The sequence below is a fragment of the Luteimonas granuli genome, from assembly GCF_007795095.1.
Taxonomy (GTDB): Bacteria; Pseudomonadota; Gammaproteobacteria; order Xanthomonadales; family Xanthomonadaceae; genus Luteimonas; species Luteimonas granuli.
Map to the genome: position 1 here is coordinate 1,247,657 of NZ_CP042218.1, position 22,114 is coordinate 1,269,770.

The 22,114-nt window shown below is 72.0% G+C and carries 18 protein-coding genes, 1 pseudogene and 1 riboswitch; of the genes and pseudogenes, 9 read left to right on the top strand and 10 right to left on the bottom strand.

From position 1 onward, the window contains the following. Positions 1-168 precede the first annotated feature (168 nt). Positions 169-1,650, top strand: coding sequence for a UbiD family decarboxylase (locus FPZ22_RS05730; protein WP_144891220.1), 1,482 nt, complete (start codon positions 169-171; stop codon positions 1,648-1,650). Between the two features lie 6 nt (positions 1,651-1,656). On the opposite strand, the gene FPZ22_RS05735 is transcribed toward FPZ22_RS05730, so the two are convergent. From FPZ22_RS05735 to FPZ22_RS05745, 3 genes are all read right to left on the bottom strand, one after another. Next, the gene (locus FPZ22_RS05735; protein WP_144891222.1) at positions 1,657-3,012 is read right to left on the bottom strand and encodes a sensor histidine kinase; all 1,356 of its coding nucleotides are present in this window, start codon (positions 3,010-3,012) and stop codon (positions 1,657-1,659) included. Next, positions 3,009-3,710 (bottom strand): response regulator transcription factor, encoded by a 702-nt coding sequence (locus FPZ22_RS05740; protein ID WP_144891224.1) that lies wholly within the window; start codon positions 3,708-3,710, stop codon positions 3,009-3,011. Before FPZ22_RS05740 ends, FPZ22_RS05735 begins: the two co-directional genes overlap by 4 nt. Positions 3,711-3,775: 65 nt before the next feature. After that, the gene (locus tag FPZ22_RS05745; RefSeq protein ID WP_144891225.1) at positions 3,776-4,363 is read right to left on the bottom strand and encodes a cytochrome b/b6 domain-containing protein; all 588 of its coding nucleotides are present in this window, start codon (positions 4,361-4,363) and stop codon (positions 3,776-3,778) included. 171 nt (positions 4,364-4,534) lie between these two features. On the opposite strand from FPZ22_RS05745, the gene ubiU reads away from it, so the two are divergent. Next, positions 4,535-5,533: a ubiquinone anaerobic biosynthesis protein UbiU gene (gene ubiU / locus FPZ22_RS05750; protein WP_144891227.1), complete on the top strand. Its 999-nt coding sequence runs from the start codon at positions 4,535-4,537 to the stop codon at positions 5,531-5,533. A 28-nt stretch (positions 5,534-5,561) separates the two neighbouring features. Continuing rightward, positions 5,562-6,449 (top strand): U32 family peptidase, encoded by an 888-nt coding sequence (locus tag FPZ22_RS05755; protein WP_144891229.1) that lies wholly within the window; start codon positions 5,562-5,564, stop codon positions 6,447-6,449. A 414-nt stretch (positions 6,450-6,863) separates the two neighbouring features. On the opposite strand, the gene FPZ22_RS05760 is transcribed toward FPZ22_RS05755, so the two are convergent. Genes FPZ22_RS05760 through bioD form a run of 3 tightly spaced genes read right to left on the bottom strand, consistent with a single transcriptional unit; the run spans position 6,864 to position 11,951 of the window. Further along, the gene (locus FPZ22_RS05760; protein ID WP_144891231.1) at positions 6,864-10,025 is read right to left on the bottom strand and encodes a multidrug efflux RND transporter permease subunit; all 3,162 of its coding nucleotides are present in this window, start codon (positions 10,023-10,025) and stop codon (positions 6,864-6,866) included. 5 nt (positions 10,026-10,030) lie between these two features. Then, positions 10,031-11,173: an efflux RND transporter periplasmic adaptor subunit gene (locus FPZ22_RS05765; protein WP_144891233.1), complete on the bottom strand. Its 1,143-nt coding sequence runs from the start codon at positions 11,171-11,173 to the stop codon at positions 10,031-10,033. 46 nt (positions 11,174-11,219) lie between these two features. Then, complete coding sequence (bioD, locus tag FPZ22_RS05770; RefSeq protein ID WP_210412712.1) at positions 11,220-11,951, bottom strand: dethiobiotin synthase; 732 nt, start codon at positions 11,949-11,951, stop codon at positions 11,220-11,222. On the opposite strand from bioD, the gene FPZ22_RS05775 reads away from it, so the two are divergent. From FPZ22_RS05775 to btuB, 3 genes are all read left to right on the top strand, one after another. Further along, positions 11,944-12,429 (top strand): GAF domain-containing protein, encoded by a 486-nt coding sequence (locus FPZ22_RS05775; protein WP_144891237.1) that lies wholly within the window; start codon positions 11,944-11,946, stop codon positions 12,427-12,429. The two genes, bioD and FPZ22_RS05775, sit on opposite strands and share 8 nt — an antisense overlap. Further along, positions 12,426-12,794, top strand: a complete 369-nt coding sequence (locus FPZ22_RS05780) for a TfoX/Sxy family protein (RefSeq protein ID WP_144891239.1) — start codon at positions 12,426-12,428, stop codon at positions 12,792-12,794. The genes FPZ22_RS05775 and FPZ22_RS05780 overlap by 4 nt, the downstream gene beginning before the upstream one ends. Further along, positions 12,793-13,042: riboswitch (cobalamin riboswitch) on the top strand. It overlaps the preceding gene by 2 nt. Positions 13,043-13,170: 128 nt before the next feature. After that, positions 13,171-15,051 carry a TonB-dependent vitamin B12 receptor gene (gene btuB, locus FPZ22_RS05785; protein ID WP_144891241.1) on the top strand — a complete coding sequence of 627 codons (1,881 nt, stop codon included), beginning with the start codon at positions 13,171-13,173 and terminating at the stop codon, positions 15,049-15,051. Between the two features lie 88 nt (positions 15,052-15,139). On the opposite strand, the gene FPZ22_RS05790 is transcribed toward btuB, so the two are convergent. The 3 genes from FPZ22_RS05790 to FPZ22_RS05800 are packed head-to-tail and all read right to left on the bottom strand — an operon-like array spanning position 15,140 to position 17,846. After that, positions 15,140-15,811 (bottom strand): HAD-IA family hydrolase, encoded by a 672-nt coding sequence (locus tag FPZ22_RS05790; RefSeq protein ID WP_144893961.1) that lies wholly within the window; start codon positions 15,809-15,811, stop codon positions 15,140-15,142. Positions 15,812-15,855: 44 nt separating this feature from the next. Further along, positions 15,856-17,157 (bottom strand): sensor histidine kinase, encoded by a 1,302-nt coding sequence (locus tag FPZ22_RS05795; RefSeq protein ID WP_144891243.1) that lies wholly within the window; start codon positions 17,155-17,157, stop codon positions 15,856-15,858. Beyond that, the gene (locus tag FPZ22_RS05800; RefSeq protein WP_144891245.1) at positions 17,154-17,846 is read right to left on the bottom strand and encodes a response regulator transcription factor; all 693 of its coding nucleotides are present in this window, start codon (positions 17,844-17,846) and stop codon (positions 17,154-17,156) included. The genes FPZ22_RS05795 and FPZ22_RS05800 overlap by 4 nt, the downstream gene beginning before the upstream one ends. A 138-nt stretch (positions 17,847-17,984) precedes the next feature. Here FPZ22_RS05800 and FPZ22_RS05805 point away from each other — a divergent pair, with 138 nt between their 5' ends. The 3 genes and pseudogenes from FPZ22_RS05805 to FPZ22_RS05815 form a co-directional block, all read left to right on the top strand. Beyond that, on the top strand, positions 17,985-19,748 hold the full coding sequence (locus tag FPZ22_RS05805) for a phospholipid carrier-dependent glycosyltransferase (RefSeq protein WP_144891247.1): 1,764 nt from the start codon (positions 17,985-17,987) through the stop codon (positions 19,746-19,748). A gap of 159 nt (positions 19,749-19,907) precedes the next feature. Further along, the gene (locus tag FPZ22_RS05810) at positions 19,908-20,708 is read left to right on the top strand and encodes a glycosyltransferase family 2 protein (RefSeq protein ID WP_144893963.1); all 801 of its coding nucleotides are present in this window, start codon (positions 19,908-19,910) and stop codon (positions 20,706-20,708) included. Positions 20,709-20,710: 2 nt separating this feature from the next. Beyond that, positions 20,711-21,007, top strand: a pseudogene (locus FPZ22_RS05815) (lipid-A-disaccharide synthase N-terminal domain-containing protein); the annotation flags it as partial. A 13-nt stretch (positions 21,008-21,020) separates the two neighbouring features. On the opposite strand, the gene dinB reads toward FPZ22_RS05815, so the two are convergent. After that, the gene (gene dinB, locus FPZ22_RS05820; RefSeq protein ID WP_144891251.1) at positions 21,021-22,082 is read right to left on the bottom strand and encodes a DNA polymerase IV; all 1,062 of its coding nucleotides are present in this window, start codon (positions 22,080-22,082) and stop codon (positions 21,021-21,023) included. Between the last annotated feature and the right edge of the window lie 32 nt (positions 22,083-22,114).

A 22,114-nucleotide genomic window follows, 5' to 3' on the forward strand; every position in this document is an offset into this window, starting at 1 on the left:
CGTGTCCAAGCCGTCCCGAAGCTCCCTGGAGTCCGCCGCCAGCAGACCATCCGCGGCCCGGCGCGTCGCTGACCTGGATCAACTCGCCGTCAGCTTGACCGGCGTCAGGGCGCCGACCCGGCCCGGGGGTGAGGCTGTCGCCCTCGATCAGGATCCGGGGGATTCCGCGTGGCCTTCCATGACCTGCGCTCGTTCCTGTCGCGACTGGAGCGCGACGGCCAGCTGCGGCGCGTCGCCGCGCCCGTCGATCCGGTGCTGGAGTCGACCGCGCTCTGCCTGCGCGCCCTTCGCGAAGGAGGCCCGGCGCTGCTGATGGAGCAGCCGGTGGGCGCCGGGCACGCCCTGCTGGGCAACCTGTTCGGCCACCGCACGCGCATCGAGGCCGCGCTGGCCGGGCGACCGCTGGCCTCGCTGCGCGAACTGGGCGAGCTGCTGGCCGCGATCAAGGAGCCGCGCTGGCCGTCGAGCCTGAAGCAGGCACTGTCGACCTGGCCGGAGCTGGCGCAGCTGGCCCTGGTCGCGCCACAGACCGTGCGCGAAGCGGAGTTCGACGACGAGGTGCTCGAAGGCGAGGACATCGACCTCTCGCGCCTGCCGATCCAGCACTGCTGGCCGGGCGACGCCGCACGTCTCATCACCCTGGGCCTGGTGGTCACCCGCGGCACCCGCAAGCCGCGCCAGAACATCGGCATCTACCGCATGCAGGTGATCGGCCGCGACCGCGTGATCATGCGCTGGCTGCCGCATCGCGGCGGCGCGCTGGACTTCGCCGACTGGTGCGCCGACCGCCCGGGAGAACCCTTCCCGGTGGTGGTGGCGATCGGGGTCGATCCCGCGACCACGCTGGCGGCGGTGGCGCCGGTGCCGGACACGCTGTCGGAGTACGAGTTCGCGGGCCTGCTGCGCGGCCAGCGCACGCGCATCTGGCGCAGCGAGCGCACCGGCCTGGACGCCCCGGCCGGCAGCGAGATCCTGATCGAAGGCGTGATCCATCCCGGCGAGACCGCGCTCGAGGGCCCCTTCGGCGACCACACCGGCTACTACAACGCTGCAGCGCAGTTCCCGGTGCTCCGGATCGAACGCATGCGCCTGCGCCGCGACGCGATCTACCAGGGCAGCTACATGGGCCGCGCGCCCTTCGACGAACCCTCGGTGCTGGCGATGGCGCTCAACGACATCTTCGTGCCGATCCTGCGCAAGGTGTTCCCCGAGATCGTCGACTTCCACCTGCCGCCGGAGGCCTGCTCCTACCGCATCGCCGTGGTCTCGATCCGCAAGCAGTACCCCGGGCATGCGCGCCGGATCATGATGGCGGTCTGGTCCTACCTGCGGCAGTTCACCTACACCAAGTTCGTGATCGTCACCGACGACGACATCGACGTGCGCGACTGGTCGCAGGTGGTCTGGGCGGTGTCCACGCGCGTGGACCCGGCGCGCGACACCATGCTGGTGGAGAACACGCCCATCGACTACCTGGACTTCGCCAGCCCGGTGGCGGGCGTGGGCTCGAAGCTCGGCATCGACGCCACCAACAAGCTGCCCGGCGAGACCAGCCGCGAGTGGAGCCGTCCGATCGTGCCGGATCCGGACGTGGAGCGGCGCGTGGATGCGCTGTGGGCCGGCGTGCTGGACACGGCGCGCCGAGCCTGACGCCGGTCAGCCTGGACCGGGAGCCCTGGGCAGGCGCAGCACCACGCGCGCACCTCCCGGCGCCGAGCGCCCGACCGCGAGCGAACCGCCGTGCAGGGCGGCGATGGCGTGGACGATGGACAGGCCCAGCCCGCTGCCACTGCCGCCGCTGCGCAGGAAGCGTTCGCCCAGCCGGCCGCCATGCTCCTCCGGGAAGCCGGGGCCCTCGTCCTCGACGCTGAATTCGGCGCGGTCCCCGAGCTCGCGCACCGCGACCTCCACGCGCCCGGGGGAACGGCCGTGGCCGATGGCGTTGTCCACCAGGTTGTGCAGCGCGATGCCGAGCAGGCCGGCGCTGCCGCGCACGCGGACCTCGCCCTCGGCCAGGAACGACAGTTCCACGCCGCGCGGGATCGCGCGTTCGCTGGCATCCGCGACCACGGAGCGGGCCAGCTGCCCGAGCGACAGCACCTCGGCGTCGCGCACCGCGTCCAGCGACTCCACCCGCGCCAGCGTCAGCAACTGCTCGACCAGGCGCTCCATGCGCCGCAGGCCACCGCGCGCCCGGTCCAGATGCTGCATGCGCAGGGCGGCGTCCGTCGCGCCGGTGGCCAGGTCGAGTTCCAGCTGCAGCACGGACAGGGGATGCCGGAGTTCGTGCGCAGCATCGGCGGTGAAGCGGCGCTCGCGCGCGAGGGCGGCATCCAGCGTACCGACCAGCGCATCGACGGCACGGGTCAGCTGCAGCAGCTCCCCCGGCACGTCATCGCGCGTGAGGGTCGGTGTGCGCGCCGGCTGGGTCGCGATCGCGCGCGACACCGCGCGCAGCGGCGCCAGGCCGCCGCGCAGGCCGAACCATGTGGCAGCGGGCAGCAGGAGCAGCAGCGCCAGCAGCGGCAGCACCATCGCCCGCGCCAGGCCGCCGATCAACTCGTCGCGGTCGTGGAGCGGCGCCGCCACCTGGATCCAGTGCCGCTGCGCCGAATCCCAGCGCTGGTAGACGCGCCAGGTCTCGCCGTCGTGCTGCAGGGTGTGGAAATGCGCCTCGCGGTGATCGACCTCGAGCACCGGCAGGCTGGAAGCATCCAGCAGCACCCCGCCGCGCCGGTCGCGCACCACGATCTCCGGCCGTGCGCCCTCGTCGTCCGCGTCCTCGATGGCGTCGATGGTGTCCAGGACGTCGCGCTGCACCAGCGCCGCGTCGGGCATCGACGCGAGGACTGCCAGCACGCTCGCCGCCGTGCGCTCCAGTTCGCGGTCGAACATTTCCGCCGTCTCGTGGCGAGCCACCTGTGCCAGCCACAGCCCGGCGCCCAGCCACAGTGCGACCACCGGCAGGCCGACCGACCACAGCAGGCGGCGCTGCAGCGAGGGGCGCGTCATGCCGGCGGCCTTTCGCCATCCGCCGTCGCCCGCGCGGCGACGGGCGGGTACAGCGCGTAGCCCACGCCGCGCAGGGTGCGCACCCAGCCCTGCCCCAGCTTCCGGCGCAGGTGGTGGACGTGGACTTCGATCGCGTTGCTGGCCACTTCCTCGCCCCAGCCGTACACCGCCTCCTCCAGCTGCGCCCGCGACAGCGCACGCCCCGGATGCGCGGCCAGCGCTTCGAGCAGGGCGTACTCGCGCGGGGACAGCTCCAGCGGTGCGCCGTCCAGCCGGGCGCTGCGCGCGGACGGGTCCAGCTCCAGCGCACCCAGGCGCTGGACTGGCGCCGGATCGCCGCCGGAGCGTCGCAGCAGCGCGCGCACCCGGGCGGCCAGCTCATCCAGGTGCACGGGCTTGACCACGTAGTCGTCGGCGCCGCAGTCGAGCCCGGCGATGCGGTCGTCGATCGCATCGCGCGCGGTCAGCAGCAGCACCGGCGTACGGTCTCCGCGGCGGCGCAGGGCGGTGACGACGTCGACGCCGCTCATCCGCGGCAGGTTCCAGTCGAGCACCGCCGCGGCATAGGGCACCGAATCGAACGCATGCAGGGCGTGGCGGCCGTCGTCCACCCAGTCCACGGCATGGCCGAGGTGGCGCAGCCCGTCGGCGAGGGCGCGGCCCAGGGCCTGGTCGTCTTCGGCGAGCAGGATGCGCATGCGTGCACCCTACCCCTGCCGGCCGCATCCGTCGCGGGGGGCCGGCAGGGGCGTGCGCCCTTCCCTCAGGGACCCTCGTCCTCCAGCGCCCGCTTGCGGCCGTGGATCATCGCGGCGACCAGGTTCTCGCGGTAGTGCAGGCTTTCGGTGATGGCTGCCAGCACGTGGACGCCGACCAGGGCGAGCAGCCCGTAGGCAAGCGCCTCGTGCAGCTCCTCGAGCCATTCAAGATCGTGGTAGGCGTCCAGGGTCTGCATCCATCCGGTCAGGCCCACGGCCGCGACGCCGGCCATCAGGACCAGGATCATCACCGCCGCGGCGGGGTTGTGGCCGAGCTGGCGCCTGGATCGACCTGCCAGCCGTTCCCGCAGGTAGGTGCCGACGGCGCGCGGGCCGCGGACCCAGCTGCTGAAGCGCGCCTGCCGCGGACCGGCCAGCCCCCACAGCACGCGGAAGGCGATCAGACCGAGCGCGGTGTAGCCGAGCAGCCGGTGCGCCATGTCGCCCTCCTCGACGAGGAACGCGCCCAGGACGCAGGCCGCCAGCGACCAGTGGAACAGGCGCAGCAGCGGGTCCCAGACCTTGACCGTCGACGTCCGGGTGCCGGCATCGCGGCCGGCGGCAACGGCAGGCAGGGGAAACGGGGCGTTCATGGAATTCTCCTTCGAGCGGGCACCTGCCCGCGTCCGCATTGCACGCCTGCAGGCTTATGGCCGGCTTAAGCGCGTCCCGCAGTCGAGGCCGGTCCGGCGGTTGATCCAGGTCAAGGACGCCGGCGCCGCGCGGCGGCGAGGATGCCCGTTCATCCCCGCGTGGAGCCTTGCATGCAACTGGTCTGTCCCGCCGGCAATCTTCCGGCCCTGCAGGCGGCGGTCGACGCCGGCGCCGACGCGGTCTACGCCGGCCTGCGCGACCAGACCAACGCCCGCGCCTTCCCCGGGCTCAATTTCAGCGACGACGAGCTGCGCGCCGGCATCCGCTACGCGCATGCGAAGGGCGCGAAGGTCTACCTCGCGCTCAACACCTATCCGGACAGCGCGCGCGTGGCGCAGTGGCACGCTGCGGTCGATACCGCCGCCGGCCTGGGTTGCGACGCGATCATCGCCGCCGAGATGTCGGTTCTCGACTACGCGGCGCGCACGCATCCCGGCATGCCGCGGCACCTCTCGGTGCAGGGCTCGGCGACCACCGCGCCCGCGCTGCAGTACGCCTTCGAGCGCTTCGGCATCAGCCGCGCGGTGCTGCCGCGGGTGCTCTCGATCCAGCAGGTCGAGCGTCTGTGCGAGCGCGCGCCGGTGGCGATCGAGGTCTTCGCCTTCGGCAGCCTGTGCATCATGGTCGAGGGCCGCTGCCAGCTGTCGAGCTATGTCACCGGCGCCTCGCCCAACCGCCACGGCGTGTGCTCGCCGGCGAAGTTCGTGCGCTGGGACGAGTTCGACGACGGAAGCCGCACCGCGCGCCTGAACACCGTCCTGATCGACCGCTTCCAGCCGGCCGAACCCGCCGGCTATCCCACCGTGTGCAAGGGCCGCTTCGAAGTCGGCGGCGAGATCTTCCACGCGCTCGAGGAGCCGACCAGCCTCAACACGCTGGAGCTGCTGCCGCGGCTGGCGCAGGCCGGCGTGACCGCCCTGAAGATCGAGGGCCGGCAGCGCGGCGCGGCCTACGTGGCCTCGGTCACCCGCACCTGGCGCGCGGCGATCGACCGCCATCGCGCCGACCCGGGCGCCTGGACGCTGCAGCAGCGCTGGCAGTCCGAGCTGTCAGCGCATGCCGAAGGCCACCAGACCACGCTCGGCCCCTACCACCGCGCCTGGCATTGAGTCGCCGGGCATCGAAAGGAACCTTCGCATGAAGCTGAGCCTCGGCCCGCTGCAGTATTTCTGGCCGCGCCAACGCACCCTGGACTTCTACCGCGACGTGGCCGCCTGGCCGGTGGATGTCGTCTACCTGGGCGAGACCGTGTGCAGCAAGCGCCGTGAACTGCGCACCATCGACTGGCTGAACCTGGCGGAAGAGATGGCAGCCGCCGGCAAGGAGGTGGTGCTGTCGAGCCTGGCCCTGATCGAGGCCGAGTCCGAGCTCGGCGTGCTGCAGCGCCAGGTCGAGCACGGCGGCTTCTGGCTCGAAGCCAACGACCTGTCGGCGGTCCAGCTGTGCCGCCTCGCCGGCGTGCCTTTCGTCGCGGGTCCGACGCTGAACGTCTACAACCACCGCGCGCTGTCGATGCTGGTCGAGGACGGCCTGCGGCGCTGGGTGCCCGGCGTCGAGCAGGGTCGCCAGTTGATCGAGGAGCTGCGCGACGGAATGCACGCCGACGGCCACGCGATGCCGGAGCTGGAGGTGATCGCCTGGGGCCGGCTTCCGCTCTCGTTCTCGGCGCGCTGCTTCACCGCGCGCGCGCTCGACCTGCCCAAGGACCAGTGCGGCTTCCGCTGCATCGACTATCCCGACGGCATGCCCCTGGCCACCCGCGAGGGGCGCCCCTTCCTGCGCATCAACGGCATCCAGGTGCAGGGCGAGGAAACCACCGACCTCGGCCCGGAGCTGCCGGCACTGGCGGCGCTGGGCGTCGATCTGCTGCGGATCTATCCGCAGGCCGAGGGCACGCGCGAGATCGTCGAGCGCTTCGACGCCGCACGGGCTGCCGACGCGCCGCTGGCGCCGATGGGTGCGCGCAATGGCTACTGGCAGGGCGAGGCGGGGATGACGCTGACGGGGCACGGCGCCGGCGGCTGACGACCGCGCGCCAAGAAAAAGCGGAACGCACCGGGAGAGTCCGCGCCGCCCGCCGCGGACGCAGGGGGGATGCCCAGCCGGATTCTTCGCGTCCTGCTCCCAGATCCGGCCGCCGGCCATCCATGGCCGGCTCTGGGCATCCCCCTGCGTCCACGGCGAGCCCGAACCTTCGTGGCGGTCGGGAGCGAAGGCAAAAGCGCGACCGCTCATGCTCTTCGTCCCGAAGCCGGGAAACGCCCGGGCCAGTCCCGTGCACAGGGGGTGTGCGGACAGCCGGCCATGGATGGCCGGCGGCCGGCAGTGGTAGCAGGACGCGGAGACTGCCGGGGGAGCACACCCCCTGTGTACGGGACCGGCGGCGCGGACCACAGCGGAGCGGGCCGGAAGCTCCGGCCCGCGCGCGCATGCATCACATCAACCGGCAGCCGATCCCTCCGCCGGCGCCGGCCCGTCCAGCCGCTCGCCCAGCACCCGGCGCACGGTGACGAAGAACACCGGGATCAGCAGCAGGCCGAGGAAGGTCGCGAACAGCATGCCGCCGATCACGCCCGTGCCCAGCGCGTGACGTGCGTTGGCACCGGCGCCGGTGGACAGCGCCATCGGCGTGACACCCATGATGAAGGCGAACGAGGTCATCAGGATCGGACGGAAGCGCAGGCGCGCGGCCTCGACCACCGCCTCGCGCAGCGGCTTGCCCTGGGCGCGCTCCAGCACCGCGAACTCGATGATCAGGATCGCGTTCTTCGCCGCCAGGCCGATCACCGTGATCATGCCGATCTTGAAGAAGATGTCGTTCGACAGCCCCGGACGCAGGGTGGTGAACACCACCGCGCCGAGGATGCCCAGAGGCACGATCAGCAGCACCGCCACCGGGATCGACCAGCTCTCGTACAGCGCGGCCAGTGCGAGGAACACCACCACCACCGACAGCACCAGCAGCAGGGTCGCGGTGTTGCCGGCGATGATCTCCTGGTAGGACATGCCCGCCCAGTCGTAGCCGAAGCCGGCCGGAAGCTCCTCGTCGACGATCCGCTCCATCGCGCCCATGGCCTCGCCCGAGCTGTGCCCCGGCGCCTGCGAGCCGACGATGTTCACCGCCGAATAGCCGTTGTAGCGGGTCAGCGAGGGCGTATTCATCACCCACTGCGACGAGACCACGTTCGACAGCGGGATCATGCTGCGCTCGCCCTCGGCGTTCGCCGGGCCGGGCGTATGGAAGCGCGCCAGCGAACCGGGGTCGGTGCGGTAGGGCGCGTCGGCGCGCATGTTGACGCGCTTCACGCGGCCGTCGGCGAAGTAGTCGTTGACGTAGACCGGCGCCAGCATCAGCTGGATGGTGCTGTAGATGTCCGCGACCGACAGTCCCATGGCCTGGGCCTGCACGCGGTCGACGGTGAGCTTGAGCTGGGGCGCGTTCTCGAGCGTGTTCGGGCGGACCGCGGTCAGCGCCGGGTCCTGCGCCGCCGCGCCCAGCAGCTGGTTGCGCGCCCCGGTCAGCGCCTCGCGCCCCAGGCCGGCGCGGTCCTGCAGGTACATGTCGAAGCCGCCGAACTGGCCCAGACCCTGCACCGTCGGCAGGTTGACCACGAAGATCTGCGCGTCGCGGATGCCGTACAGCGCGCCGTTCGCCGCCTGGATGAAGTCCTGCACGGTGCCGTCCCGCTCGCTCCAGTCCTTGAGCTTGATGAAGGCCATGCCGACGTTCTCGCCCTGGCCGATGAAGCTGAAGCCGGCGACCTGCATCATGCCTTCGTAGCCGTCCACCTGTTCGAGCGTCCTGCGCACGTCCTCGAAGACGGCCTGGGTGCGCTGCAGGGTCGAACCCGGGGGCAGCTGCACGATGGCCATGGCATAGCCCTGGTCCTCCTCGGGCAGGAAGCTGCCGGGCAGCCGCGTGAACAGCAGCCCGGTGACCACCACCAGGGCCGCGAACACCAGCATCCAGCGCGGCGCATGGCTGATCGCGCTGCCGACGTGGCGCACGTAGGTGGCGGCGATCCGGTCGTAGTACCGGTTGAAGGTGCGGTAGACCATGTTCCGGCGCCGGCCGCCCCCGCCTTCGCCGTGGTGCGCGTCCTCCTTGCGCAGGAAGCTGGCGCACAGCGCGGGCGTGAAGCCCAGCGCCAGGAAGGCGGAGAAGGCCATCGCCACCGCGATCGTGATCGCGAACTGCTTGTAGATCTCGCCCGAGGCGCCGCCCTGCAGCGCGCTGGGGATGAACACCGCCGCCAGCACCACGGTGATCGCGACCACCGCGCCGGTGATCTGTTCCATGGCCTTGATCGTGGCCTCGCGCGGTGCCAGGCCTTCCTCGCTCATGATGCGCTCGACGTTCTCGATCACCACGATCGCGTCGTCGACCACGATGCCGATCGCCAGCACCATCGCGAACAGGGTCAGCTGGTTCACGGTGAAGCCGAGCATGCTCAGGCCGAGGAAGGTGCCGAGCAGCGCTACCGGGATCACCAGGGTCGGGATGATGGTCGCGCGCAGGTTCTGCAGGAAGACCAGCATCACCAGGAACACCAGCACCACCGCCTCGAGCAGGGTCTTGACCACTTCCTTGATCGAAATGGTCACGAAGGTGGTGCTGTCGAAGGGCGAGAACCACTCCACGCCCTGCGGGAAGCTGCCCTGGAGTTCGTCCATGCGCGAGGTCACCGCCTCGGCCACGGTCAGCGCGTTCGCGCCCGGCAGCAGCTGCACCGCGAAGGCGCCGGTGGGCTGGCCATTGAACTTGCTGTCGAAACCGTAGCCCTGGGCGCCGATCGTGATACGCGCCACGTCCTTCAGCCGCACCGTGCTGCCGTCGCCGTCCGCGCGCAGGATGATGTCGCCGAACTGCTCGGGCGTGCTGAAGCGGCCCTCGGCCGAGACCGTGGCGGTGAAACCCTGGCCCTCGGGCGCCGGATCGGAGCCGATCGAGCCGGCCGCGAACTGCACGTTCTGGCCGCGCACGGCCTGCAGCACCTGGCTGGCCGACAGGCCGTAGCCCTGCATCCGGTCCGGGTTGAGCCAGATGTTCATGGCGTACTCGGAGCCGAACTGCTGGGTGCTGCCGACGCCGGGCACGCGCGAGATCTGTTCCAGCACGCTGGCGCCGATGAGGTTGTTGAGCGCGTTGCGGTCGAAGGCCGGGTTCGACGAGCGCAGCGCCACCACCATCAGGAAGCCGGCGTTGGCCTTGGCCACCACGACGCCCTGCTGGGTGACCTCGGTCGGCAGGCGCGGCGTGGCCAGCGCGACCTTGTTCTGCACCTGCACCTGGGCGATGTCGGGATCGGTGCCGGTCTGGAAGGTCAGCGTGATGCTGGCGCGACCCGAGGAGCTGGAGCTCGAGCTGAAGTACAGCAGGTTGTCGATGCCGGTGAGCTGCTGCTCGATCACCTGGGTGACCGCGCGCTCGGTGGTGGCGGCGTCGGCGCCGGGGTAGGTGGCGCCCACGGTGACCTGCGGCGGAGCCACGTTCGGGTAGGACTCCACGCCCATGTTGAGCAGGGCGATCACGCCGGAGAGCGCGATCAGGATCGAGATGACCCAGGCGAAGACCGGATGATCGATGAAGAAACGGGGCATCGTCGTCAGTCCTGCGCGGACGCGTCGTCGCCGGCATCACCGCTCGTCGCGGGCTGCCAGGGGGTCGCCGTCGCCGGCTCGCCCACGCGCGCGCGCTGCAGGCCCGAGACCACGACGCGGTCGCCCGCGGCCAGGCCGGCGGTGACGATCCAGTCGCCGCCTTCGGAGCGGTCGATGGTCACGTCCTTGCGCGCGACGGTGTCGTCGGCGCCCACCACCAGTACGTAGGGGCCGGTGGCATCGCGCTGCACCGCGGCGTGCGGCACGGGGAACACGCCGTGCTGCACGCCCAGCGTCGCCACCAGGGTCACGTAGGTGCCCGGCAGCAGGCGGCGGTCGGGGTTGGGCAGGATCGCGCGCAGCGAGACCGCGCCGGTGTCCGGGTCCACGGTGTCGCCGGAGAAATCGAGCTGGCCGGCATGCGCGTAGGGGCTTCCATCGGGCAGTTGCACCTGCACCTGCACCGCGCCTTCGCGGTCGAGCTGCATCGCGCGCACCTGGTCGAGCTCGGCCGCACCCATGGTGAAGTTCACGTACAGCGGATCGATCTGGTCGACGGTGGTCAACAGGGTCGCCGAGCCCTCCCCCACCAGCGCGCCCTCGGTCACCTGCTGCTTGCCGGCGCGGCCGGAGATCGGTGCGCGCACGGTGGCGTAGCCGAGGTTGATGCCGGCGCTCTCCACCGCCGCCTGCGCGGCCTGGACCGCGGCACTGGCACTGCGTTCGGCGGCGAGCGCGTTGTCGAGATCGGACTGCGAGATGAACTTCTGCGGCGCGAGGCTGCGCGCGCGGTCGGCGGCAGCGCGGGCGTTGGCCTGGTTGGCACGGGCCTGGGCCAGCGCGGCCTGGGTCTCGCTCGCGGCCGCGCGCAGGGGCGCCGGGTCGATCTCGAACAGCACCTGACCTTCGCGGACGTCACTGCCTTCCTGGTAGGCGCGGCGCTGCAGCACGCCCGCGACGCGGGCACGCACGTCGGCACTGCGGTAGGCCGCGAGGCGGCCGACGAGGTCGCGCTTCAGCAGGGCGTCGCCCGGCTGCACCACGACCACGCCGAGCTCCGGCGGCGGCGGCGCCGCGGGCGGGACGTCGCCACCGCAGGCGGCCAGCGCCAGGAGCGGAAACAGGAGCGTGATGGCGGCACGGCGCATGGTCTTCCCCGGGGGCGGATTTTTGAACCCGCGGAGTATGGCAGCGTCACCGTGGAGCGATCGTGCCTGAAGTCAGGGTGGCCACGGCATCCGCGGCGGCCATGAGGCAGCCGGCCAGCATGCGGGGCTCGGGCGCCGCGGCATGCGGCAGCACCCCCAGACAGGGCGCCGGCAGCGCATCGCGCAGCAGGCCGAGGTAGTCGTCGCGACGCTCGAATCCGGGATCCACCGCGCTGCCGATCCAGCCCAGCAGGCGGCAGCCGTCGCCGGTGACCGCACGCGCGGTCAGCCGCGCGTGGCTCAGGCAGCCCAGGCGCAGGCCCACCACCAGGATCACCGGCAGGTCCAGCGCGTGCGCGAGATCGGCGTGCTCGATGCCGTCGGCCAGCGGCGACAGCCAGCCGCCGGCGCCCTCGACCACCACGACGTCGGCGGTGGCCGCGAGCCGCGCATGGGCCTCCAGCAGCGGCGGCATCGACACCGTGATCCCGGCGGAGCGCGCCGCCAGCTGCGGCGCCGTCGGCTCCGTCAGCGCCCACGGATTGACGTCGGCGTACGCCGGGGACGGCATGCTGGCGGCCTGCAGGGCGAGCGCATCCTCGTTGCGCAGGCCCCCGGGCGTCGGCTCGCAGCCGGCGGCGACCGGCTTCATGCCGACCGCGCGCAGCCCGCGCCCGCGCAGCGCATGCAGAAGCGCCACACTGGCCAGGCTCTTGCCGACGCCGGTGTCGGTTCCGGTCACCAGCACGCCAGGCGCTAGACTGGGGGGCATGTTCACATCGCAAAGTCTAAGCGGCGACAAGCCGCAGCAGTACGCCCAGCTGGCCGCCCAGGCGCGCGCCCTGCTCGCCGGCGAGCGCGACCGCATCGCCAACGCCGCCAACCTGTCGGCGCTGGTCTACCACGCTCTCCCGGATCTCAACTGGGTCGGCTTCTACTTCTTCGACGGCACCGAACTGGTGGTCGGCCCCTTCCAGGGCCAGCCCGCCTGCGTGCGCATCCCGCTCGACCGCGGCGTCTGCGGCGCGGCGGCCAGCAGCGGCCTCACCCAGCGCGTCGAGGACGTCGAGGCCTTTCCCGGGCACATCGCCTGCGACGCGGCCTCGCGCTCGGAGCTGGTGGTGCCGCTGTTCCACGACGGCGCCCTGGTGGGCGTGTTCGATCTCGACAGTCCGGTTCCCGGCCGGTTCGACGTTGTCGACCAGCAGGGGCTCGAGGAGATCGCAGGCGTGTATCTGGAATCACTGGGGGCATGAGCACCCCGCCGCTGAAAATGCGCAACATCGGACCGAAATCCGCCGCCTGGCTGCGCCAGGTGGGATTGAGGACGCCCGAGGCCCTCGCCGAGGCGGGACCGCTGGAAGCCTTCATGCGCATCAAGCGCGCCGGCTTCAAGCCGAGCCTCAACCTGCTCTACGCGCTGGAAGGCGCACTGTGCGACTGCCACTGGCAGGAGGTCCCTGATGCCCGGCGCGTGGAGCTGGTGGCGGCCGCCGAGGAGGCGATCGCCGAGCTGCCGCCGCCGCGCAACCGTCCGCCGGCGGGCCCGGTGACCACCACGATCATGCAGCAGGTCGACGAGGATGCGGAAGGTCTGGGCAGCCGGCCGCCAAGGCCTTAGACTGCGCACACTTTCTGGTGACCCGAGGGGATTCCCCCGAGGGTTGAAACGGGAAGCCGGTGACCTTCCGCCCGCGCCATGCGGAGGAAGCATTCCGGCGCTGCCCCCGCAACGGTAAGCGAGGTAACACCCCGGCAAACCGCCACTGTGCATCCGCACGGGAAGGCGCCGGGGCTGGACGTGATGGTCGGAAAGCCGGCCTGCATCCGCCCGCGAGCCCGGAGACCGGCCAGGAAGCCCACTGGTTGCGATGCGGAGGGCGTCGCGGCGGCAGTCGCCCCGCGTGCGTGCGTGGCCTTCCGTCGGATCTCCCTTTCTGTCGCGACCGACCCACACCGGTCGCGCGGGCGTGCGCGACGCATGGAGATCCCGATCGATGAAACCGCAACACCAGACCCTGTTCCTCGCCGTGGCGCTTGCCCTGTCCCCGGTCGCCATCGCCGGCGGCGCGATCCAGGCCACGGACCTCGACACCATCGTGGTCACCGCCACCCGCACCGCGATCAAGGCCGAGGACAGCAACGTCCCGGTGCAGGTGATCGACCGAGCGGTGATCGAACGCAGCCAGGCCGCCTCGCTGGTCGACCTGCTTCGCGGCCGCGCCGGCATCAACCTTGCCAACCAGGGCGGCCCGGGCAAGCTGACCTCGATGTTCCTGCGCGGCACCGAGTCCGACCACGTGCTGGTGCTGGTGGACGGCGTCCGCATCGGCTCGGCGACCGCGGGCATGGTGATGTTCCAGGACCTGCCGCTGGAGCAGATCGAGCGCATCGAGATCGTGCGCGGACCGCGTTCGAGTCTGTACGGCTCCGAAGCCATCGGCGGCGTGATCCAGATCTTCACGCGCCGTGCCGGCGACGGCGAAGGCCTGCGGTCGAACTTCAGCCTGGGCGTCGGCAGCAACGCGCTGCGCCAGGCCAGCGCGGGCATCGGCGGCGGCGGCGAGCGCGGCTGGTTCCAGGCCCAGGGGGCGTGGCAGCGCACCGACGGCATCGACTCGTGCCGGGGCACCGCCGCGGGCTGGGGCGCCGGCTGCTACGCCGACGAACCCGACCGCGACGGCTACCGCAACGCATCGGTGAGCCTGCGCGGCGGCGGCAAGCTCGGCGAAACCGTCGAGCTGGAGGGTCACGCCATGGTGGCCGACGCCTTCAACGAGTACGACGGCACGGTGTTCGGCGGCAACGAGGCGGACAACCGGCAGCAGGTCTTCGGCGGCCGGCTCGGCTGGCGGCCGCGCGAGGGTGCCGACGTCAACGTTCGCATCGGCCGCGCCGACGACAAGGCCGAGAGCCACTTCTTCGACCACGCCACCGGCACGCGCAGCTTCGCCAGCACCATCGACACCCGCCGCGACACCGCTTCGGCGCAGGGCGATTTCGCCGTCGGCGGCACGCAACTGCTCAGCGCCGGCATCGACTGGATGCGCGACCGGGTCACCGGCAGCACGGACTTCACGGTCGACCGCCGGGACAACACCGGCGTGTTCCTGGCGTACCAGGGCGGTTTCGGCGCGCACAGCCTGGAAGCCAGCCTGCGCCATGACGACAACGAGCAGTTCGGCGGCCACTCGACCGGCAGCCTCGGCTATGGCCTGAAGTTCGGCGACGGCTTCCGCTTCACCGCCAGCGCCGGCACCGGCTTCAAGGTGCCGACCTTCAACGACCTCTACTACCCGGGCGGCTGGGGCAACCCGGACCTGGAGCCCGAAGAGTCGCGGACGCTGAACCTCGGCATCGCGCAGTACGGTGATGGCTGGAACTGGAGCTTCAACGCGTTCCAGACCGACGTCGACGAGCTGATCGGCTATGACGCGGGTTTCGCGCTGGTGAACGTCGACGAAGCCCGCATCCGCGGCGCAGAGCTGACCGGCTTTTTCTCGCTGGCGGGCTGGGACCTCAACGCCGAACTCAGCCACATCGACCCCCGCAACCGCAGTGCCGGCCCGAACCTGGACAACTGGCTGCCGCGGCGCTCGCGCAATACCGCGCGCGTCGACGTGGACCGCGCGTTCGGTGCCTTCCGCGCGGGCGTCAGCGCCTTCGGCAGCGGCGAACGCTTCGACGACGCCGCCAACTCCGTGCGGCTGCCGGGCTACGGCACGCTGGACCTGCGCGTCGAGTACGCGATCAACGCCGACTGGACCCTGCAGGCCCGCGTCAGCAACGTGTTCGACCGCGAGTACGAAACCATCGCCTGGTACAACCAGCCCGGCCGCGAGTACGGGCTGACCCTGCGCTACAGCCCCGCCAATTGACCCATGACCCTGTGGGGGCGGCTGTGGGAGCGGCTACAGCCGCGATGGCCCGCGCTCCCGGCAAGGGTCTTCGCGGCCATGGCCGCTCCTACAGGGTGACGATCGGGGGTTTCGTGAGGGCGGGCAGCCCGGCCAGGTCGTCGAGCACCGCCACCGCGCCCGCGCGATCGAGGTCGAAGTCGCGTGGGTACCCGTGGCGCAGCAGCACCAGGTCCATGCCGGCCGCCCTCGCGGCGCCGGCATCGGCCTCGGAGTCCCCCACCATCAGCGTGTCGTGCACCGGCATGCGGTGCAGCGCCGCGAGATGCAGCAGCGGCATCGCGTTCGGCTTGCGCTCGGCCAGGGTGTCGCCGCCGACGATGTGCGCGAAGTATCCGTCGATGCCCATCGCATCGACCAGCACGCGCGCCATGCGCTCGGGCTTGTTGGTCGCCATCGAGATCGCCACGCCGGCACCGGCCAGCGCGGCGAGCGTTTCGACCGTATCGGGGTACAGCTTCGCGTTGAGCAGCAGGCAGGCTTCGTAGTGCGCCATGAACCGCGGCAGGGTCTCGTCCACGCCGGCGCGGCTGCCGGCATGGCGCAGCGCGCTGTCGAGCAGCACCCGCGCCCCCAGGCCGATCCAGGAGCGCACCATGGCCTCGTCCTCGCGGCCGTGGCCGAGTTCGTCGAGCGTGCGGTTGACCGCTTCGGCAATGTCGGCCGCCGAATCCACCAGCGTGCCGTCGAGGTCGAACAGCACCAGCTTCCAGGGAAACACCATCTCTTCTCCGCGCCGCGCAGGATGCCGGGCAACCCGGGAGCCTACCTCGCGCCGCGTGCCGGCGGGTTGCGGGCGACCCGCGCGCTGCCGAAATCCAGCCGTGCCCGGGTGCCGCACCCCGGCTGCGACTCGATCTCCAGCACCCATCCCAGGTGCCGGCACAGGCGCGTGATCAGGTCCAGGCCGATGCCGCCGCCGTCGCGCACGCCGCCGCGCGCGGCGCGTGCGTAGATCGCACTGATCTCCTCGGGGCTCATGCCCTGCCCCGGGTCCTCGATCTCGACCAGCGCGTCGTCGCGCAGGCGCACGTGGATCACGCCGCTGTCACTGTTCTCGATCGCGTTGCGCAGCAGGTTGGCGATCGCCGCCTGCACCACCGGCATCGGAGCGAGCAGTTCGCAGTATGGCAGCGGCGCCAGCGCGATCTCCAGGCCCTTCGCCGCGGCCATCGGAAGGTGATCGTCGACGATCTCCGGAAGCAGTTCGCCCAGGAGGATGCGGTCGTTGGCCTGTGCCAGCCGCGCCGGATCCTTGGCCAGCACCAGCAGCAGCGACAGCAGGCGCTCCATGTCGCGGGTGGTGCGGTGGATGCGGGCAAGCTTGGCGCGCGCCTCGGGCGGCATTGCCGTCATGGCCAGCGCCAGCTCGGCCGAACCGGCGATCACCGAGATCGGCGTGCGCAGCTCGTGGCTGGCACTGTCGATGAACGCGCGCTCGCGCTCGACGAACTCGGCGTTGCGATCGATGTAGCCGTTCACGGCCTGGGCGATGACCTCGAGCTCCACCCCCGCCGAGGCCGGGACCTCGACCCGGGTGGCGGATTCCCCGGGGACCAGGCGCGAGATCTGCCGCGCGAGGTCGGTCAGCGGCCGCACCAGGCGCTGCGCGCCCAGCATGGCGAACAGGCCCAGCAGGACCGCCACCAGCAGCGTCGATCCCAGCAGGGTGGCGGCGATCTCGCGCTCGCTGCGCTCGAAGTCGGCGATGTCGATCGCCAGCGCCAGCATGTCGCCGCCGACCTCGCGCGACATCAGCACGTACTCGCCGTCCCCGATCCGGACCTCGTCGTGCAGGCCCGGGCCGAGCGCGACGACTTCCGGCGGCAGCGGGCGCGCGTCGCCGAACAGCACGAGGGTGTCGGTGTCGTGCCACTGGTAGCCGGGCTCTTCGCTCCGGCGCTCCAGCAGGTGCTCGAACTCGGCCGTGAGCAGGGACTCCCAGACCAGGGCCTCGGCGCGTTCGTTGAGCGTGTAGCCATGCACCAGCACCACCAGCGACAGCAGCGCGACGTAGGCGGTCAGCGCCTGCATCAGGCGTCGACGGAGGCTCCTGCGCGTCCTCATCCGTCCGCACCCTCCTCCGTGGGCATCGCCATGCGGTAGCCGACGCGCGGCAGGGTGTGGATCAGCTTCACCGCGAACGGCCCGTCGACGCTGCGCCTGAGCTCGTAGACGTGCGAGCGGAGCATGTCGCCGTCCGGCGGTTCGTCGCCCCAGAGGGCATGCTCGAGACGCTCGCGGGTCACCGCCGCGGGGCTGGCGCGCATCAGCACCTCCAGCAGCTTGCGGCAGGCCGGGTAGAGGTGCAGCACGCGGCCGCCGCGGGTGGCTTCGAGGGTCGCGAGGTCGAGCCTCAGGTCGGCGACCTCCAGCACCCGCCGGCGGCCGTGGCCGGTGGCGCGGTGGACCAGCGCCTCGAGCCGCACCTCGAGTTCGGGCAGGGCGAAGGGCTTGGTCAGGTAGTCGTCGGCGCCGGCGCGGAAGCCTGCGATCTTGTCGGGCAGCTCGTCGCGCGCGGTCAGCATCAGCACCGGTACGTCGTTGCCCGCGTCGCGCAGCCGGCGCAGCACTTCCGGGCCGTCCAGCCGCGGCAGCATCCAGTCGAGAACGATCGCGTCGTAGGCCTGTGCGCCGGCCAGGTGCAGGCCGTTGGGCCCGTCCGGCGCGGCGTCGAGCAGGTGCCCGCGCGCCTCGAAGTATTCGAAGATGTTGGCGACCAGGTTGCGGTTGTCTTCGATGACCAGCAGGCGCATGTGGACTTCCCGTTTGGCGTGCAATGATCGCCGGTGGGCCGTCGGAACGGCGTCGGAGCACATCGTGGCACGCCGGTTCCGACGTCTCTTCCACCTTGCATCGGGATCATGCGCCAGACCTGCCACCCTGCGCCGCCGATGACGACCCCTCCTCCAGCCGCCGCCGGTCACCGATGGAACAGCGGCCTCGCACTGCTGCTTCTGCTGGCCGCACTGGTTTTCGGGGCCGCGCTCGGCCAGCGCGCGCCGGCGCCGGCGGACGAGCCGCGCTTCGTGCTGGCGGCGAAGCACATGGTCGAATCCGGCGACTGGCTGGTACCGATGCGCGGCAGCGAACGCTATGCCGAGAAGCCGCCGGTGTTCATGTGGCTGGTCGCCGCGTCCGCGGTGGCGGTGCGCGACTTGAACCTGGCCTTCCTGCTGCCGTCGCTGTTGGGCGCGCTGGCGACGCTGTGGCTCACCGGCGACCTGGCGCGGCGGCTGTGGCGCCCCGGGCTCGCGCCCTGGGCGGCGGGCGCGCTGTTCGCGAGCCTGCAGTTCGGCCTGCAGGCCGGCCGCGCGCAGATCGACATGGTGCTGGTGGCCTTGACCACGCTCTCGCTGTGGGGCTTGCTCCGGCACCTGCTGCGCGGGCCGGACTGGCGCGCGGCGTGGCTGGGCGCCTTCGCCGCCGGCGTCGGCACGGTGACCAAGGGCGTCGGCTTCCTGCCGCTGCTGGTGTTGCTGCCGTGGCTCGCTGCGCGCTGGCGGCTGCCGGCGATGGGCTGGCGCGCGGCCCCCGGCGACGGTTGGCGCTGGGCCGCGCTGCTGCCGGCCTTCCTCGCCGGAACCGCGGTCTGGCTGGGCCCGCTTGGCCTCGAACTCCTGCGTGATCCCTCGCCGGACCTGCGCGCCTATGCCGCGGAGCTGCTGCTGCGCCAGACCGGCGAGCGCTATGCGAACGCCTGGCACCACGTGCAACCGCCCTGGTACTACCTGCAGTCGATGGCCACGATGTGGCTGCCCGGCGTGCTGCTGGCTCCCTGGCTGCTGCCCGCGTGGCGGCGGCGCCTGCGCCGCGGCGATGCGCGCCTGTGGCTGCTGCTGGGCTGGGCGCTGCTGGTGCTGCTGTTCTTCAGCGCCAGTCCCGGCAAGCGCGAGGTCTACATCTTTCCGGTCCTGCCGGCGCTGTGCGTGGCGGCGGCGCCCCTGTTGCCCGCGCTGCTGCGGCGGCACGGCCCGGCGCGGGTGCTGCGCGCCTGGCTGTGGCTGCTGGCCGCACTGCTGGTGCTCGCCGGCGCGAGCGGCCTGGCCGCGACCGGTGCCCTCGACGGGACGGCGGGGACGGGCGTGATAGAGCGCCTCGCTGGCGCTGGGCGCTGGGCCCTGCGCCTGGCCGCGGAGCGCGCGCTCGCACCCGGCGAGGTCCGGCAGGCCCTGGCCACGCTGCTGGCGCTCGGCCTCGGCCTGCTGGCGGTGGCGGCGTGGAGCCGGCGCGGCCGCCTGCACCTCGCGCTGCCGACGGCGACCGCGCTGGTGTGGCTGGCGATGGGCCTCGGCATCGGTCCGGCGCTGGACCGGAGCAGTTCGGGCCGCGGGCTGATGGAGGACGCCGCCGCGCGAGTCGGCGCCGACGGCGAGCTGGCCCTGGTGGCGTGGCGCGAACAGTTCCTGCTGCAGGCGCTGGGACCGCTGGTCGAGTTCGGCTTCAAGCGGCCGGTCGAGGCACAGTGGCGCGATGCCGCGGAATGGCTGGCCGCCGCCCCGTCGACCCGATGGGTGCTGGTGCCGGCGCCGGCGCTCGACGGATGCGTGGACCGCGCGCAGGCCCTGCCCCTGGGCCGCGCCAGCCGGCTGGACTGGTGGCTGGTGCCGGCGAGCGCGATGCGCCCCGGCTGCGAACCCGGGACCGGCGCAGGCTGACAGGCAGCCCCGCAACGAAATTTCGACAAAGTTCCCACAGCCTTCTGACGAATGCGGCCGGAGACTGGACGCCAATTCACCTACGCGGCCCACGCCATGTCGCAGGCCCAACCTGCCCCCACAAACCCCGTTCCGATCCGGCGGGTGGCCACGGACGCCATGCCGCGGGCCACCCTGCCGGATGCTTCCCTGACTCTGGCAGCGCCTTCGGCCGACCCCTCGCCGCACCCGGCCCTTCCGCTGCCGCTGTCGGTCGTGATCCCCGCCTTCAACGAAGCGGGCAACCTTCCGGGCCTGCTGCGCGAGGTGGCGGCGGCGCTGCGCGGCCACATCGCGTTCGAGGTCATCTGCGTCGACGACGCCTCCGACGACGGCACCGCCGCCGCGCTGCGGGCGATGCGCGAGGAGCTGCCGGAGCTGCGCGTGCTGCGCCACGCCGCGCGCAGCGGGCAGAGCGCCGCGCTTCGCAACGGTGTACGCGCCGCGCGCGGAGCCTGGATCGCCACGCTCGACGGCGACGGCCAGAACGACCCGGCCGACATCCCGCGCCTGCTCGCCTGCCGCGACGAGTCCGATCCCGCGGTGCGGCTGTTCGCCGGATGGCGCGTCACCCGTCGCGACGGCGCCGGCAAGCGCTGGGCCTCGCGCATCGCCAACGCCATCCGCGCGCGCCTGCTGCGCGACGCCACGCCGGACACCGGCTGCGGCCTGAAGCTGTTCGAGCGCGCCACCTTCCTCGACCTGCCCTGGTTCGACCACATGCACCGCTACCTGCCGGCGCTGGTGCAGCGCGCGGGCTGGCGCACGCTCAGCGTGCCGGTCGGACACCGTCCGCGGACCTCGGGCGTTTCGAAGTACGACAACCTCGGCCGTGCCCTGGTGGGCATCGCCGACCTGCGCGGCGTGGCCTGGCTGATCCGGCGCGCGCCGGTCGCCGCCGTGACCGAAGACGAGGGCTGAACATGGACATGGACGCACCGATCGCATGGCTGGCATGGACCGGCATGCACATGACGGCGTGGAAGATCATCGGCCTCACCGGCACGCTGATGTTCGCCGCGCGCTGGGGCGTGCAGGTGGTGGCCTCGCACATGGCGGGGCGTCCGGTGATCCCGCGCGCGTTCTGGGTGATGAGCCTCGTGGGCAGCCTGATGGCGCTGTCGTACTTCGTGTTCTCGGCCAAGCAGGACGCGGTCGGCGTGGTGCAGAACCTGTTCCCGGCGCTCACCGCGGGCTACAGCCTGTGGCTGGACCTGCGCCAGGGGCGCCGGCTCAGGCGAACAGCGCCGGCTGCAGCAGCCCCTCATCGCGATCGCGGAAGCCCGACAGCCCCACTCCGGCCAACCGGTAGCGCGTCGACTCCGGCAGCCTGACCCGCTCGCGCAGCGCCAGCGCGATCGCGATCACCTCCTCCTCCGAGGCCGGCGGCGCGTCTGGGGTGAAGCTGCGGGTCAGGATCCGGAACTGCGCGGTCTTGAGCTTGAGCACCACGGTGCGGCCGACCCGGTCGGTCTTCCGGGTCGCCGCCCAGGCCTTGGCCGCCAGCGCCCTGATCGCCGGCTCCAGTTCGGCCAGGGGCAGGTCGGTGGCGAAGGTGTCCTCGGTCGAAATGGACTGGACCGGCTGGTCCGGTTCCACCGGGCGCTCATCGATGCCGCGCGCGCGCCGGTACAGACTGGCGCCGAAGCTGCCGAAGCGCGCCTGCAACTCATCCAGTGCGAAGCCGCGCAGGTCGCCGACGGTGGCGATGCCGAGGTCGGCGAGCTTCCTCTCCATCACCTTGCCGACGCCGGGGATCTTCGCCACCGGCAGCGGCGTCAGGAAGGCCTCGACCTGCGACGGCCTGACCACGTACTGGCCGTCGGGCTTGTTCCAGTCCGAGGCGATCTTGGCCAGGAACTTGTTCGGCGCGATGCCGGCCGAGGCGGTGAGCGCGGTCGTCTCGCGGATCTCGGCGCGGATCCGGCGCGCGGTGTCCGTGGCGCTGGGCGAGGCGATCTTCGGCGCGGTGACGTCCAGGTAGGCCTCGTCCAGCGACAGCGGCTGCACAAGGTCGGTGTGGGCGAGGAAGATCCCGCGCACCTGCCTGGACACCGCCTTGTAGCGGACGAAGTCCGGCGGCACGAACACCGCGTCGGGGCATAGGCGCTCGGCGCGCGCCGCGGGCATCGCCGAGCGCACGCCGTAGACCCGCGCCTCGTACGAGGCCGCGCAGACCACCGAGCGCGCACCGCGCCAGGCCACCACCACGGGCCGACCGCGCAGCGAGGGATCGTCGCGCTGCTCCACCGACGCATAGAAAGCGTCCATGTCGATGTGCAGGATCTTGCGCATGCCGCGGCCATTATCCCGCAGCCCTGACCTGT

What these genes read in the sequence shown, in the direction of transcription:
- FPZ22_RS05735 (WP_144891222.1), bottom strand. Translation starts at nt 3,012, where the DNA reads ATGACGCGCCCCTCGCTGCAGCGCCGCCTGCTGTGGTCGGTCGGCCTG.
- FPZ22_RS05740 (WP_144891224.1), bottom strand. Translation starts at nt 3,710, where the DNA reads ATGCGCATCCTGCTCGCCGAAGACGACCAGGCCCTGGGCCGCGCCCTC.
- FPZ22_RS05745 (WP_144891225.1), bottom strand. Translation starts at nt 4,363, where the DNA reads ATGAACGCCCCGTTTCCCCTGCCTGCCGTTGCCGCCGGCCGCGATGCC.
- ubiU (WP_144891227.1), top strand. Translation starts at nt 4,535, where the DNA reads ATGCAACTGGTCTGTCCCGCCGGCAATCTTCCGGCCCTGCAGGCGGCG.
- FPZ22_RS05755 (WP_144891229.1), top strand. Translation starts at nt 5,562, where the DNA reads ATGAAGCTGAGCCTCGGCCCGCTGCAGTATTTCTGGCCGCGCCAACGC.
- FPZ22_RS05760 (WP_144891231.1), bottom strand. Translation starts at nt 10,025, where the DNA reads ATGCCCCGTTTCTTCATCGATCATCCGGTCTTCGCCTGGGTCATCTCG.
- FPZ22_RS05765 (WP_144891233.1), bottom strand. Translation starts at nt 11,173, where the DNA reads ATGCGCCGTGCCGCCATCACGCTCCTGTTTCCGCTCCTGGCGCTGGCC.
- FPZ22_RS05775 (WP_144891237.1), top strand. Translation starts at nt 11,944, where the DNA reads ATGTTCACATCGCAAAGTCTAAGCGGCGACAAGCCGCAGCAGTACGCC.
- FPZ22_RS05780 (WP_144891239.1), top strand. Translation starts at nt 12,426, where the DNA reads ATGAGCACCCCGCCGCTGAAAATGCGCAACATCGGACCGAAATCCGCC.
- btuB (WP_144891241.1), top strand. Translation starts at nt 13,171, where the DNA reads ATGAAACCGCAACACCAGACCCTGTTCCTCGCCGTGGCGCTTGCCCTG.
- FPZ22_RS05795 (WP_144891243.1), bottom strand. Translation starts at nt 17,157, where the DNA reads ATGAGGACGCGCAGGAGCCTCCGTCGACGCCTGATGCAGGCGCTGACC.
- FPZ22_RS05800 (WP_144891245.1), bottom strand. Translation starts at nt 17,846, where the DNA reads ATGCGCCTGCTGGTCATCGAAGACAACCGCAACCTGGTCGCCAACATC.
- FPZ22_RS05805 (WP_144891247.1), top strand. Translation starts at nt 17,985, where the DNA reads ATGACGACCCCTCCTCCAGCCGCCGCCGGTCACCGATGGAACAGCGGC.
- FPZ22_RS05810 (WP_144893963.1), top strand. Translation starts at nt 19,908, where the DNA reads ATGCCGCGGGCCACCCTGCCGGATGCTTCCCTGACTCTGGCAGCGCCT.
- dinB (WP_144891251.1), bottom strand. Translation starts at nt 22,082, where the DNA reads ATGCGCAAGATCCTGCACATCGACATGGACGCTTTCTATGCGTCGGTG.